The 13181-nt window shown below is 67.0% G+C and carries 13 protein-coding genes; 9 read left to right on the forward strand and 4 right to left on the reverse strand.

Going from position 1 to position 13181, the window contains the following annotated elements; all coding sequences use genetic code 11:
• Positions 1-62 precede the first annotated feature (62 nt).
• The 4 genes from ACG0Z3_RS18750 to ACG0Z3_RS18765 all read left to right on the forward strand — a co-directional run bounded on the left by ACG0Z3_RS18750 (position 63) and on the right by ACG0Z3_RS18765 (position 4645).
• Entirely contained in the window at positions 63-2057 is a 1995-nt protein-coding gene (locus tag ACG0Z3_RS18750) for an SDR family oxidoreductase (RefSeq protein WP_394400273.1), read from the forward strand.
• 61 nt (positions 2058-2118) lie between these two features.
• Positions 2119-2661, forward strand: coding sequence for a GNAT family N-acetyltransferase (locus tag ACG0Z3_RS18755; protein WP_394400275.1), 543 nt, complete (start codon positions 2119-2121; stop codon positions 2659-2661).
• Positions 2661-3893: a saccharopine dehydrogenase family protein gene (locus ACG0Z3_RS18760; RefSeq protein WP_394400277.1), complete on the forward strand. Its 1233-nt coding sequence runs from the start codon at positions 2661-2663 to the stop codon at positions 3891-3893. The genes ACG0Z3_RS18755 and ACG0Z3_RS18760 overlap by 1 nt, the downstream gene beginning before the upstream one ends.
• On the forward strand, positions 3890-4645 hold the full coding sequence (locus ACG0Z3_RS18765; RefSeq protein ID WP_394400279.1) for a nitrilase-related carbon-nitrogen hydrolase: 756 nt from the start codon (positions 3890-3892) through the stop codon (positions 4643-4645). Before ACG0Z3_RS18760 ends, ACG0Z3_RS18765 begins: the two co-directional genes overlap by 4 nt.
• Positions 4646-4717: 72 nt before the next feature.
• Here the strand turns inward: ACG0Z3_RS18765 and ACG0Z3_RS18770 are convergent, their stop codons facing one another.
• The 4 genes from ACG0Z3_RS18770 to ACG0Z3_RS18785 form a co-directional block, all read right to left on the reverse strand.
• On the reverse strand, positions 4718-5182 hold the full coding sequence (locus tag ACG0Z3_RS18770) for a DUF1203 domain-containing protein (protein ID WP_394400281.1): 465 nt from the start codon (positions 5180-5182) through the stop codon (positions 4718-4720).
• Between the two features lie 72 nt (positions 5183-5254).
• Entirely contained in the window at positions 5255-5746 is a 492-nt protein-coding gene (locus ACG0Z3_RS18775) for a hypothetical protein (RefSeq protein WP_394400283.1), read from the reverse strand.
• An 80-nt stretch (positions 5747-5826) separates the two neighbouring features.
• Positions 5827-6321 carry an outer membrane lipoprotein gene (locus tag ACG0Z3_RS18780; protein ID WP_394400285.1) on the reverse strand — a complete coding sequence of 165 codons (495 nt, stop codon included), beginning with the start codon at positions 6319-6321 and terminating at the stop codon, positions 5827-5829.
• Positions 6322-6423: 102 nt separating this feature from the next.
• Positions 6424-6981 carry an HNH endonuclease gene (locus ACG0Z3_RS18785; protein WP_394400287.1) on the reverse strand — a complete coding sequence of 186 codons (558 nt, stop codon included), beginning with the start codon at positions 6979-6981 and terminating at the stop codon, positions 6424-6426.
• A 239-nt stretch (positions 6982-7220) separates the two neighbouring features.
• Between ACG0Z3_RS18785 and ACG0Z3_RS18790 the strand changes: the two genes are divergently transcribed.
• Genes ACG0Z3_RS18790 through ACG0Z3_RS18810 form a run of 5 tightly spaced genes read left to right on the forward strand, consistent with a single transcriptional unit; the run spans position 7221 to position 13170 of the window.
• The gene (locus ACG0Z3_RS18790) at positions 7221-7904 is read left to right on the forward strand and encodes a TetR/AcrR family transcriptional regulator (protein ID WP_394400415.1); all 684 of its coding nucleotides are present in this window, start codon (positions 7221-7223) and stop codon (positions 7902-7904) included.
• A gap of 36 nt (positions 7905-7940) precedes the next feature.
• Positions 7941-9731 carry an acyl-CoA dehydrogenase C-terminal domain-containing protein gene (locus ACG0Z3_RS18795; protein ID WP_394400289.1) on the forward strand — a complete coding sequence of 597 codons (1791 nt, stop codon included), beginning with the start codon at positions 7941-7943 and terminating at the stop codon, positions 9729-9731.
• A gap of 49 nt (positions 9732-9780) precedes the next feature.
• Complete coding sequence (locus ACG0Z3_RS18800; RefSeq protein WP_268167254.1) at positions 9781-10206, forward strand: DUF2147 domain-containing protein; 426 nt, start codon at positions 9781-9783, stop codon at positions 10204-10206.
• A 25-nt stretch (positions 10207-10231) separates the two neighbouring features.
• Positions 10232-12628 carry a 3-hydroxyacyl-CoA dehydrogenase/enoyl-CoA hydratase family protein gene (locus tag ACG0Z3_RS18805; protein ID WP_394400292.1) on the forward strand — a complete coding sequence of 799 codons (2397 nt, stop codon included), beginning with the start codon at positions 10232-10234 and terminating at the stop codon, positions 12626-12628.
• An 11-nt stretch (positions 12629-12639) separates the two neighbouring features.
• The gene (locus ACG0Z3_RS18810; protein ID WP_394400294.1) at positions 12640-13170 is read left to right on the forward strand and encodes a DUF4442 domain-containing protein; all 531 of its coding nucleotides are present in this window, start codon (positions 12640-12642) and stop codon (positions 13168-13170) included.
• Positions 13171-13181 lie beyond the last annotated feature (11 nt).

A 13181-nucleotide genomic window follows, 5' to 3' on the forward strand; every position in this document is an offset into this window, starting at 1 on the left:
ACCGGCCGGCTGCGGAGCGTGGTGAAGAATCAGGCGACCGCCCCCAAGATCAGGAGACCCGCATGCAGTATTTCGTCACCGGTGCCACCGGCTTCATCGGCAAGCGCCTCGTCAAGAAGCTGCTGGCGCGCCGGGGCAGCACGGTCCACTTCCTGATGCGCGAGGAGAGTGCGGCCAAGCTGCCTGACCTGCTCGCGTACTGGGGCGTCAGCAAGACCCGCGCGATCCCCGTCTACGGCGATCTCACCAGCAAGAAGCTGGGTGTGGCGGCCGACGTCATCAAGAGCCTGAAGGGCCAGATCGACCACCTCTACCACCTTGCTGCGGTCTACGATCTGGGCGCCGACGAGGAGTCGCAGGTGGCCGTGAACATCGAGGGAACCCGCTCGATGGTGGAGTTTGCGCAGGCCATCGATGCCGGCCATGTGCACCACGTGTCGTCCATCGCCGCGGCCGGCCTGTACGAGGGCGTGTTCCGCGAGGACATGTTCGACGAGGCCGAAAACCTCGACCACCCGTACTTCATGACCAAGCACGAGAGCGAGAAGATCGTGCGAAAGGAGTGCAAGCGGCCGTGGACGGTGTACCGCCCCGCGCTGGTGGTGGGTGACTCCACGACCGGCGAGATGGACAAGGTCGACGGGCCGTACTACTTCTTCAAGCTGATCCAGCGCATGCGCCAGATCCTGCCGCCGTGGATGCCAAGCGTGGGCCTGGAGGGCGGGCGCATCAACATCGTGCCTGTGGACTTTGTCGTCGAGGCGCTGGATCACATCTCCCACAAGGTCACCAAGGGCCAGGGCTGCTACCACCTCGTGGATCCCAAGGGCTACCGCGTCGGCGATGTGCTGGACATCTTCAGCAAGGCCGCGCATGCGCCCAAGATGAACCTCTTCATCAACGCGGCGCTGATGGGCTTCATCCCCAAGAGCGTCAAGAAGGGCCTGATGGCGCTGGCGCCGGTGCGCCGCATCCGCAACGCGGTGATGAAGGATCTCGGCCTGCCCGAGGACATGTTCACCTTCATCAACTACCCGACGCGCTTCGACTGCCGCGACACCGAGGCCGCGCTCAAGGGCAGCGGCATCGCCTGCCCCGACCTGAAAGACTACGCTTGGCGGTTGTGGGACTACTGGGAGCGCCACCTGGACCCGGCGCTGTTCATCGACCGCTCGCTCAAGGGCGCGACCGGTGGCAAGGTAGTGCTGGTCACGGGAGGCTCCTCGGGAATCGGCCTGGCGGCGGCCATCAAATTCGCCGAGGCCGGCGCCATCACGCTGATCTGTGCGCGTGACCAGATCAAACTGGACGAGGCCGTCAAGGAGATCAAGGACAAGGCTGGCAAGAGCGCCCAGGTGCATGCCTTTGCCTGCGACATCGCCGACGAGGCCGGTGCGGCCAATCTCATCCAGTGGTGCACCGAGAACTTTGGCGGCGTGGACTTCCTCATCAACAACGCGGGCCGTTCCATCCGCCGCGCGGTAGAGAGCAGCTACGACCGCTTCCACGACTTCGAGCGCACCATGCAGCTGAACTATTTCGGCTGCCTGCGCGTGACCATGGGCCTGCTGCCCGGCATGGCGGCCAAGCGGCGCGGCCATGTGGTGAACATCAGCTCCATCGGCGTGCTGACGAACGCGCCGCGCTTCAGCGCCTACGTGGCCAGCAAGGCCGCGCTGGATGCGTGGACGCGCTGCGCGTCCAGCGAGTTCGCCGACACCGGCATCACATTCACGACCATCAACATGCCGCTGGTGCGCACGCCCATGATCGCGCCCACCAAGATCTACAACAACGTGCCGACGCTGTCGCCGGAAGAGGCCGCCGACATGATTGCCGAGGCCTGCATCAACAAGCCTGTGCGCATCGCGACGCGGTTGGGCATCTCGGGCGAACTGCTGCACGCCGCCGCACCGCGCATCGCGCAGATCGTCATGAACACCAGCTTCCGCATGTTCCCGGATAGCGATGCAGCCAAGGGCGAGAAGGGCGGCAAGGGCGGCTTGTCGCCCGAGGCCATTGCGCTGCAGCAGATGATGCGCGGCATCCACTTCTGACGAGGCACACTCGCATCACGGCCCGGCTTCGGCCGGGCTTTTTCGTTCAGGGATCTGCAACATGCTCAGAGGACAACGCGTCGGCCTGCGCCACGTCACCGAAGAAGACCTGCCCTGGCTCAAGCGCACATCCAGCGACCCGCAGATCCGCGGCCCCTTCATGGGCACGCGCATGATGACGCCGCACACGGTGGAGCAGCGCTGGAAGGACAACGGCTTCTCCAGCGATGACGCCGAGCGCCTGCTGATCTGCCACCTCATCGACGGCAGCGTCATCGGCGACGTGGTTCACTTTGCGGCGGCCCGTTACCCGACGGCACGCGAGATCGGCTGGACGATGGCGGACATCTCCATGCGCGGCCAGGGCCTGACCACCGAGGCCGCCGGCCTGCTGGTGGATTACCTGTTCGAGAACTGGCCGGTCAACCGGCTGTCCTGCGGCATGTCCGTGCACAACCACGCGTCGCGGCGCGTGGCCGAGAAGTGCGGTTTCCAGCACGAGGGCATCCAGCGCGGCATCGTGTTCGTGGCCGGCGAGTATGTGGACTGCTATGCGCTGAGCCTGCTGCGCAGCGACTGGCTGGCCATGAAGGCGATGGCCTGATGACCGCGCCAGCCCGCGAGTTTGACCTCGTCGTCTTTGGCGCCACCGGCTTCACCGGCCGGCTGGTGGCCGAGTACCTGCACCTCAGCGGCGCGGCTGGCGCGCGCTGGGCCATCGCCGGGCGCAGCCTCGACAAGCTCGCCCGGGTGCGCGATGAGTTGCACCTGCCGCCGTCCGTCGCGCTGCTGAAGGCGGATGCTGGCGATGCGGCCGTGCTGAAGGCCTTAGTGGCGCGTACGCGCTGCGTCATCACGACCGTCGGTCCTTACCAGCTACATGGCGAGCCGCTGGCCACGGCCTGCGCCGAGGGCGGCACGGACTACGTGGACCTCTGCGGTGAGCCGCTGTGGATGGCGCGAATGATCGACAAGCTGACGCCCCTGGCCCGGCAGAGCGGCGCACGCATCGTGTTTTCCTGTGGCTTCGATTCCATCCCCTTCGACCTCGGCGTGGTTTACCTGCAGGCCGAGGCGCAGTCGCGCTTTGGCGGCGCGCTGCACGAGGTGCGCGGGCGTGTCGCGCGCCTGAAGGGCGGCGCCTCCGGTGGCACGCTGGCCAGCATGATGGAGACCATCGAGGCCGTGCGGCGTGAGCCCAGCCTCATGAAGCTGCTGGCCAACCCTTTTGCGCTGACGCCCGGCTTCAAGGGGCCGCGCCAGCCCGATGACCAGCGCGTGGCCTTCGACGATTGGGCCGACGCCTGGGCTGGCCCGTTCGTGATGGCCACCATCAACACCAAGAATGTCCACCGCAGCAACGCGCTGCGCGGCCACCCCTGGGGCGAGGATTTCGTCTACAGCGAGAAGCTGCTGACCGGCCGCCCCGGCTATGGCGACAAGGGGCGCCGCCGGGCCACGGTGCTGAAGTGCATCACGCAAGCCCAGAATCTGTTGCTGGGCATCGGCCCGACGCGGGCACTGCTGCGCCGGTTCGTGCTGACGCAGCCTGGCGACGGCCCCGACCGCGCAGCGCGCGAGGCAGGCCGCTACGAGGTCTGGTTCACCGGCCGCTCCAGCGGCGGCAAGCTGCTGCGGGCCATCGTCAAGGGCGACCGCGACCCGGGCTACGGCTCCACCTGCAAGCTCATCAGCGAGACCGCGCTGTGCCTGGTCCAGGATGTGGGCCGCGACGTCACACCTGGTGGCGTGTGGACGCCGGGTGCGGCGATGGGCCTCGCGCTCGCACGACGGCTGCAGGCGCGCGCCGGGTTGAGCTTCGAGATCGCGCCTTGACGTCAGCGTTGTGGGCCATTGCCCAGCCACGCATGCACTGGACGCTGGACGGCAACGTCGGTGAGGTGCTGGCTGCGCTGGAGGAGGCGGCGGCTGCGGGCGCCGAGGGCTGCGTCTGCACGGAGCTGGCTGTCACGGGCTTTCATCGCCGCGTGCCGGAACTGCTCGACGCCGTGGCGCTGGCGGATGCACAGCAGCGTATTCGCGCGGCCTGCGCTCTGCTCGGCATCGCGGCGGTCGTAGGCATGCCAACGTTAGGCGCGGCGGGCGAGGTTTTCAACAGCCACATTGCCATCGCAGCCGATGGGCGTGAGCTGTGCCGTACACACAAGCGCGGCCTGACGCCCAGCGAGGCCACGTTCTTCACAACCGGCCAGGAGCGGTGCTGGACTGGACTGGGCAGCGTGCTCGCCGTGTCGGTGCTGTGCCGCGAGATGCTGGATGGCGACGAACTGCTGCCGCTGCTGCACGCGGCACTGCCCACCGGCGATGTGCGGCCGCGCGTGATCTTCTGGCCCAGCTACATCTCAGAGGCCGACGCGGAACTCGGCCAAGCCTACCGTGATGGCGCTTCGGCCATGGCGCGCGCGCTGGGAGCATGGGTGCTGAACAGCAACTGGGCCGAATCGTTGAACGAACCCTGCGCGCGTGGCTTCGGTGGGGGTGTCGTCATCGCGCCGGACGGTCGCCTTGTCCGCACGTTGCCGGTCGATGCGGCGGCGCTGATGGTGGTGGCGCTGGGCGCGGGTTGATGCAGCGGCGGTGCTTGGCGGGCGGGCCCTGCGCGCCCGGCTCAGAGAGCTGAAACGCGCCGTAGGCCTGGCTCAGGCGCGCCGGATCAGCGCGGCGTAGCAGCCGCGGCGGGCGTAGTGGGCGTGGATGTACGCCACCTCGGGCTGAGCCAGCAGGCGCTCGATCAGGCCCTGAACCGCCTCGCCTTCGGCCACATCGGCGTCGACCATCATGTCGTTCGCATCAAAGGCGCGCAGCGACATCAGGCTGCGCAGCACGAGCGGTACGGTGCCGACGGCATCGAACGTCGCCTCGGCGTGCTCGCGCACGAAGATGGCGTGGCGCGAGCGATAGGGGGTTTCGGCGCCCTGGTGCTCGTGGTTGACAAGTAGCACCGTCTCGCCAGCGCGAGCCAGTCGCAGCGTGACGCGGTCAGGGTAGCGGTCGCCCTCGTTCGTGGTCAAACGCAGGGCGCGATGGTGGGCAAGCGCTGCTTCGCTGAGGCCGAAGAGATGAGCGAAGGGCTGGGCCGGCAGCCCGGTGATGCGAAAGGACATGGTGTGCTCCGTTGAGGGGGTGCGCACCATTCTTCTCGGGTGGCTGCGGCGTGTCTGGCCGCTATCGGACCTTCAATCGCGCCCGGCCGGGCGTTCGAAACCGGCGTCCACCCAGGCCTCGGCGGCCGATTGCGTGAAGCGGAAGTTGGCGCCGACCTTGACCTGGGCCAGAGGCTCGCCGGCGGTGTCGAGGGCGCGCAGCCAGGCGTAGGGCTCGTCCTCGGCCGGCACGATCTCCAGCGTCACCTTGATCCACGTGCCGTCGCGGGCGACATGCAGTGCCTTGTTCAGCTGCGCGTGCAGTTGTTGTTCATGGCGGCGGATGACCTCAGAGGCCGTCTTCACCAGCGTATTGAACGCGGCGCTGTCCAGCGGCTTGGGGTTCTTCTTGTCGCGGCCCATCGTCCAGGGGCCGACCAGGGCGGGTTCGCTTTCGCCGGCCTTGAACATGGCCACGGCCCAGCCCTCGTCGTCCTCGTTCTTGATGACCTGGGCGGTCCAGCCGTTGTCGCGCCACAGGCGGGGTTCGTGCAGAGGTTCGTCGGTGTCAGGGGCGTCGGACATGGCGTCAGGAAGGGCGGCAGAAATGGAAATGGCGGGCCGAAGCCCGCCATTGTCGATGGCCATCGGGCCTGCTGGTGGTGTCAGCTCTTGCCGGTTGCGGCAGGCGCGGGCGCCACGGTCGGGGCGCGCGTCACGCGGGTCTTGCTGCCGGTGGTGACCAGCACGACTGGGTCGCCGCTGTTGAAGGTCTCGTTGCCCTTGGCCTGCACGATGGAGCGGCGTTCGCCGTTGCGCAGCTGGACGATGATTTCCAGCGCGTCTTCCTGGGTGGAGGCGCGCTCGATGGCATTGCCGATGACGGCGCCGGCCACGGCGCCGAGCACGCCGACGATCTGACCTTCGCGCCGGCCGCCCACGGTGCTGCCGGCAATGGCCCCGGTCACGCCGCCGGCCACGGCGCCTACGCCGCTCTGCGAGCCGTCCACAGTGACGGGCCGCGAGGACAGCACAGTGGCGTCCTGCAGTTGCGACATGCGCTGCGCGTCGCCGCGCTTGACCACGTCGGGGTTGGTCGTCGAGCAGGCCGACAGTGCCACGGCAGCGACGAGGGTGAGGGTGGTGAAGAGCTTGGACATGATTCGGGTCTCCTTGGGCACGACATCTGCCCAACGCACCGAATTGTCAGGCCGTTGACGTGGGGAGGCGTCCGGCTACAACTCTTTACGCGCTGCGTGCGCTCAGCCGTGCAGCCGGCTGGAGCGCGGCACGCTGGCGAGCAGGAACTCCATCTGATCGACCAGGATGCGGCGGCCGCGCAGGATCATGTCCTCGTGCAGGCTGGGCACGTAGGGCAGGTAGAGCAGGCTCATGCGCGCCTCCTCAGGCAGGCGGCTGCCCTTGCGGCCGTTGCATGGGCGGCAGGCGGTGATGCAGTTCATCCAGGTGTCGGCGCCGCCGCGCGAGGTGGGCTGGATGTGCTCCCGCGTCAGGTCTTCCGGCAGGCAGCGGTGGCCGCAGTAGGCGCAGACGAAGCGGTCGCGCACGAACAGCTTGCTGTTGCTCAGCGCCGGCGCCTGCCGCCAGGCCCGGCTGGGCACGGCGCCACGCACGGCAATGATGGGGTGCACCTCGATGCGCGACTGCCGCCCGGTGATGCGCTGCAGGCCGCCTCGCAGTACCTGGCAGGGGTCGCCCAGTGTCCAGGCAACGCCGTCGCTGGCGTAGATCACCGCCGCCTCGCGCGTGGTGATCCAGGCCTGGGGCCGGCCGGAGACATCAAGTTGGAGCACGTCCACAGAGTCACACCTCCTGCCCGGAGCCTAGCGAGAACCAGGCCAGCGCTCAAGCGTGGTTCCGTGACATGCGGGAATCTCAGGGTGATCCCTAGGGTGGCGTGCGTATTAGGCACATCACCCTAGGATTTCATGGGGGCAAGCTGGCGTTGTCACACGAGCGACCTGCAAAATAGAACGATCGTTCGTTTTATTCTTGCCCTGTGTCCACGCCTCCCGTCCCCGCCAAGAAAGCCGCCCCGCTGCGCGCCGCCAAGCCGGTGCGTGTGGCGCGTTCCCTGCAGAAAGGCCAGCAGACCCGCGCGGCCATCCTCGAGGCCGCGCTGGGCCTGGCGTCGCACATGGGCCTGGAAGGCCTGTCCATCGGCGCGCTGGCTGATCAGACGGGCATGAGCAAGTCGGGCGTCTTCGCGCACTTCGGATCCCGCGAAGAGCTACAGATCGCCGTGGTCACGGAGTACCACGCCAAGTTCGAAGAGGAAGTCTTCTTCACCGCGATCCGCGAGCCACGTGGCTTGCCGCGCCTGCGTGCCATGTTCGAGCGCTGGGTGCGTCGCGTGTCTGTCGAAGTCGATTCCGGCTGCATCTACATCAGCGGTGCCGTGGAGTTCGATGACAGGCCGGGCCCGGTGCGCGATGCGCTGGTGGCCATGGTCAAGGCCTGGCACGCGGCGCTGCAGAAGGCCACGCAGTTGGCCATCGTCGAGGGCCATCTGCAGGCTGATGCGGATGTGGAGCAGGTCTGCTTCGAGCTGCACGGCCTGATCCTGTCGCTGCACCATGACGCGCGCTTCATGCGCATCCCTGGCGCGCTGGCGCGCGCAGGGGTGGGCTTCGAGCGAACGATGCAGTACTACGCCACACCTGCGGGCCTCGACATCGAGGCCTCGCTCAAGAGTTCCAAGACCAGCGCCGTCAAGCGCTGACCCCTTCCTATCCACCGACTGCTCCAGGAGTTCCCGATGCCCCAGTACAACCCGCCCCTGCGTGACATGCAGTTCGTCATGCACGAGCTGCTGAATGTCGTCGACGAGCTGAAGATGCTGCCCGGCCACGAGGACATCGACGCCGACACGATCAATGCGGTGCTTGAAGAAGGTGGCAAGTTCGCCGCCGAAGTCATCGCCCCCATCAACCTCAGCGGCGATGCCGAGGGCTGCACGCTCGACAAGGCCACGCACGAGGTGACCGCGCCCAAGGGCTTCAAGGAGGCCTACAAGCAGTACGTCGACGGCGGCTGGCCGGCGCTGTCTTGCGACCCTGACTACGGCGGCCAGGGCCTGCCGCACACGGTGAATCAGTTCTTCTACGAGATGCTGAACTCGGCCAATCAGGCCTGGACGATGTATCCCGGCCTGAGCCACGGTGCCTACGAGGCCTTGCATGCGCACGGCACGCCCGAGCAGAAGGCCACTTATCTGCCCAAGCTCACCAGCGGTGAGTGGACGGGCACGATGTGCCTGACCGAGCCGCACTGCGGCACGGACCTGGGCCTGCTGCGCACCAAGGCCGAACCGCAGGCCGATGGCACCTACAAGATCACCGGCGCCAAGATCTTCATCTCGGCCGGCGAGCATGACCTGGCCGAGAACATCGTCCATCTGGTGCTGGCCCGCCTGCCGGACGCACCGGCCGGCTCCAAGGGCATCTCGCTCTTCGTCGTGCCCAAGTTCAACCTGAACGCTGACGGCTCGCTGGGCAGTCGCAACCCCGTCTTCTGCGCCGGCCTGGAGCACAAGATGGGCATCCACGGCAATGCCACCGCGCAGATCGTGCTGGAAGGTGCGACCGGCACGCTGGTTGGCCAGCCCAACAAGGGCCTGGCCGCGATGTTTGTGATGATGAACGCCGCCCGCCTGGGTGTGGGCAACCAGTCGCTGGGCCTGACCGAGGTGGCTTACCAGAACGCCGTGGCCTACGCCAAGGACCGCATCCAAATGCGCGCCCTGAGCGGCCCCAAGGCGCCGGACAAGGCCGCCGACCCCATCATCGTGCACCCCGATGTGCGCAAGATGCTGCTGACCGCGCGCGCCTTCGCCGAAGGCGGCCGCATGCTGCAGGCCTACACGGTGCTGCAACTCGACAAGGCGCTGAAGAGCGACGACGAGGACGAGCGCAAGGAGGCCGATGCCGAAGTCGCGCTGCTGACGCCCATCATCAAGGCCTTCATCACGGACAACGGCTGGCTGGCTACATCGCACTGCCTGCAGGTGTTCGGCGGCCACGGCTTCATCCACGAGTGGGGCATGGAGCAGTTCGTGCGCGACGCGCGCATCAACATGATCTATGAAGGCACCAACACCATCCAGTCGCTGGACCTGCTGGGCCGCAAGGTGCTGGGCAACAACGGCGCCACGCTGAAGAAGTTCGGCAAGAAGATCGCCGCCTTCATCGAGGAAGAGGGCACCAACGAAGCCATGCAGGAATTCGTGAACCCGCTCGCCGACCTGGGCGACAAGGTCAACAAGCTGACGCAGGAAATCGGCATGAAGGCCTTCGGCAACCCCGACGAAGTCGGCGCCGCCGCGGTGGACTACCTGCGCGTGGTGGGCCACATGACATTTGCCTACTTCTTCGCTCAAGCCGCCAAGATCGCGCTGGCCAAGCAAGGCAGCGGCGACCCGTTCTACACGGCCAAGCTGCACACGGCGCGCTTCTACTTCGCCAAGCTGCTGCCCGAGACGGCCTCGCTGATCCGCACCTGCCGCGCCGGCCTGTCGCCGCTGATGGCGATGGACGAAGCTCTGTTCTGACCCCGGCCTCACCGCTGAACGATTCACTGGACGACAAGGACAACGCCCGATGAAATCCCTGTTCGCTGCTGCACTGCTGCTGCCCACGCTTGCCTTCGCGCAGGCCACCCCCGTGGGCCTCTGGAAGACCATCGACGACGACGGCAAAACCGCGAAGTCGCTTGTCCGCATCAGCGAACAGGCGGGCACCCTGGTCGGCAGTATCGACAAGCTGCTGGATCCCGCCGCGCAGCCGGACGCCAAGTGCGACAAGTGCGCGGACGACCGCAAGAACCAGCCCGTGGTGGGGCTGCAGATCATCCGCGGCGTCAAGGGCGAGGGTGACGGCATCTGGGGGGGCGGCGAGATCCTCGACCCCAACAACGGCAAGACCTACCGCACGCGCTTGAAGCCCGTGGACGGTGGCAAGAAACTGGAGATGCGCGGCTACATCGGCCCCTTCTACCGCACGCAGACGTGGATCCGCGTCGAGTGAACTGAACCTTTAGGAGATAGATCCCATGAGTCGATTCCAAGTCCGCAAGGTCGCCGTGCTCGGCGCCGGCGTGATGGGTGCGCAGATCGCCGCCCACCTCGTCAACTGCAAGGTGCCGGTCGTGCTGTTCGACCTGCCCGCCAAGGAAGGTGCCAAGAACGGCATCGTCACCAAGGCAGTCGACGGCCTCAAAAAGCTCAAGCCCGCGCCGCTGGGTGACAGCGCCGAGGCCGCGCTGATCCAGCAGGCCAACTACGAAGAGCACCTGGACGTGCTGAAGGGCTGCGACCTCATCATTGAGGCCATCGCCGAGCGCATGGACTGGAAGCTCGACCTGTACACCAAGATCGCGCCGTTCGTCGCCTCACATGCCATCGTCGCGTCCAACACCTCGGGCCTGAGCATCACCAAGCTCAGCGAAGTGCTGCCCGAGGAGATCAAGCCGCGCTTCTGCGGTATCCACTTCTTCAACCCCCCGCGCTACATGGCGCTGGTCGAGCTGATCAACACGCCGACCACGCAGCCAGAAATCCTCGACCAGCTCGAAGCCTTCGTCACGACGTCGCTGGGCAAGAGCGTGGTGCGCGCCCACGACACGCCCAACTTCGTCGCCAACCGCGTCGGCATCGCCGGCATGATGGCCACGATGATCGAGGCCGAGAAGTTCGGCCTGAGCGTGGACGTGGTCGACGACCTGACCGGCAAAAAGCTGGGCCGCGCGTCGTCGGGCACTTTCCGCACCGCGGACGTCGTCGGCCTGGACACCATGGCCCACGTCGTCAAGACGATGCAGGACAACCTGAAGGACGACCCGTTCTACAGCACCTACGCCACGCCCGCCGTGCTGGCCGGCCTGATTGCCAAGGGCGCGCTGGGCCAGAAGACCGGCGCCGGCTTCTACAAGAAAGTCGGCAAGGACATCCAGCGTCTGGACTTCGCGACCGGTGAGTACGTTGCCGGCGGCAAGAAGGCCGACGAGATCGTCGCCCGCATGCTCAAGAAAGCCCCGGCCGACCGCCTGAAGCTGCTGCGTGAGTCCACCAACCCGCAGGCCCAGTTCCTGTGGGCCATCCTGCGCGACAGCTTCCACTACGCTGCCGTGCACCTGAACACCGTGGCCGACACCGCGCGCGAGATCGACTTCGCGATGCGCTGGGGCTTCGGCAGCAGCCAAGGCCCGTTCGAGCTGTGGCAAGCCGCCGGCTGGAACCAGGTGGCCGGCTGGATCGCCGAAGACATCGCCGCGGGCAAGGCGCTCAGCACCGAGCCGTTGCCGGCCTGGGTCACGTCCGGCCCCGTCGCCGAAGCGGGTGGCGTGCACACGCCTGCGGGCTCGTGGAGCGCCGCGGAGGGCAAGTTCAAGCCGCGCAGCGAGCTGCCGGTCTACAGCCGCCAGGCCTTCCGTGAATCGCTGCTGGGCACCGGCGCTGCCGACCCGCTGAAGTCCGGTACCGAGCTGTTCAAGAACGACGAAGTGCGCGTCTGGACGCTGGACGGCAAGGTTGTCATTGCTTCCATCACCGCCAAGCTGCACCTGATCAGCCCGGCCGTCACCGAGGGCCTGTTGAAGGCCGTCGAGATCGCTGAAGCCGACTATCAAGGCCTGGTGATCTGGTCGCCGGACGACGTGTTCTCGGCCGGCGCCAATCTCGAGAGCCTGATGCCCGTCTTCATGAAGATGGGCAGCAAGGGCATCGCGCCGGAAGAGAAGAAGCTGCAGGACATGATGCTGCGCCTGCGCTACGCCGCCGTGCCGGTCGTCGCTGCGATGCGCGGCCTCGCGCTGGGTGGTGGTGCCGAGTTGGCCGTCCACTGCGCGCGCCGTGTTGCCCACGTGGAAAGCTATGTCGGCCTGGTCGAAGTCGGTGTGGGCCTGATCCCCGGCGGTGGTGGCCTGACCTACATTGCCCGCCGTGCCGCCGAGATGGCTGCCGCCGGCAACGCCGGTGCGGACATCCTGAGCTTCCTGAAGGACGGCTTCTTGACCGCGGCCACGGCCAAGGTCGCGACGTCGGCCCACGAGGCCAAGAAGAACGGCTTCCTGCTGGACAGCGACATCATCGTGCCTCACAAGGACGAACTGCTGCACGTGGCCACGGCCACCGCCATCGGCATGTCCGAGGCGGGCTACCGTCCGCCGCACAAGGCGCTGTTCCCAGTGGCCGGCCGCAGCGGCATCGCAACAATCAAGGGCCAGGTCGCCAACATGCGTGACGGCGGCTTCGTCAGCGCGCACGACTACCACCTGGCTGCGGCGATCGCCGACGTGGTCTGTGGCGGCGAGGTCGAGGCCGGCTCCCTGGTGACGGAGGAGTACCTGATGGCGCTGGAGCGCAAGCACTTCTGCTCGCTGCTGGACAACCCCAAGACGCAGGAACGCATCATGGGCATGCTGCAGACCGGCAAGCCGGTGCGCAACTAAGGTCCCAGTTCGTGAACCGGCTTCAACGCACCCTCGCCAAGCTGGACGGCCTGCCCGGCCCGCTGCGAAGCGCCGCGCGCAACTTCGCGCTGCGCCGTGCGGTGCCCTTCACCGGCACGGCGGCGCTCGATTTCGTCGCGCTCACGCCCGAGCGCAGCGAGATCCGCGTCGCCAACAAGCGCCCGGTGCAGAACCACATCAAGGGCGTGCACGCGGCTGCCATGTCGTTGCTCGCCGAAACGGCGACCGGCATGGTGGTGGGCATGAACGTGCGCGACGACTGCCTGCCGCTGTGCAAGTCGCTGCAGGTGAACTTCAGGAAGCGCGCGACCGGCGGCCTCGTCGCTCGTGCGCATCTGACCGAGGCCCAGCGCGCCTGCATGGCGAGCGAGACCAAGGGCGAAGTGCGCGTCGCCGTCACTGTGACCGATGAAGCCGGCATCGAGCCGATCGAGTGTGAATTTGTCTGGGCCTGGGTGCCCAAAGAGAAGCCCCAATCCCAAGACCTTGCGGGACAGACCGAAGCGCGTACCCGCGCGTAGCTCTGTCCCCA

Source organism: Pelomonas margarita, from assembly GCF_043555875.1.
GTDB lineage: Bacteria > Pseudomonadota > Gammaproteobacteria > Burkholderiales > Burkholderiaceae_C > Pelomonas > Pelomonas margarita.

Excerpts from the sequence above, each read along its gene's own strand:
- ACG0Z3_RS18750 (WP_394400273.1), top strand. The coding sequence starts at position 63 with ATGCAGTATTTCGTCACCGGTGCCACCGGCTTCATCGGCAAGCGCCTC.
- ACG0Z3_RS18755 (WP_394400275.1), top strand. The coding sequence starts at position 2,119 with ATGCTCAGAGGACAACGCGTCGGCCTGCGCCACGTCACCGAAGAAGAC.
- ACG0Z3_RS18760 (WP_394400277.1), top strand. The coding sequence starts at position 2,661 with ATGACCGCGCCAGCCCGCGAGTTTGACCTCGTCGTCTTTGGCGCCACC.
- ACG0Z3_RS18770 (WP_394400281.1), bottom strand. The coding sequence starts at position 5,182 with ATGTCCTTTCGCATCACCGGGCTGCCGGCCCAGCCCTTCGCTCATCTC.
- ACG0Z3_RS18775 (WP_394400283.1), bottom strand. The coding sequence starts at position 5,746 with ATGTCCGACGCCCCTGACACCGACGAACCTCTGCACGAACCCCGCCTG.
- ACG0Z3_RS18780 (WP_394400285.1), bottom strand. The coding sequence starts at position 6,321 with ATGTCCAAGCTCTTCACCACCCTCACCCTCGTCGCTGCCGTGGCACTG.
- ACG0Z3_RS18795 (WP_394400289.1), top strand. The coding sequence starts at position 7,941 with ATGCCCCAGTACAACCCGCCCCTGCGTGACATGCAGTTCGTCATGCAC.
- ACG0Z3_RS18800 (WP_268167254.1), top strand. The coding sequence starts at position 9,781 with ATGAAATCCCTGTTCGCTGCTGCACTGCTGCTGCCCACGCTTGCCTTC.
- ACG0Z3_RS18805 (WP_394400292.1), top strand. The coding sequence starts at position 10,232 with ATGAGTCGATTCCAAGTCCGCAAGGTCGCCGTGCTCGGCGCCGGCGTG.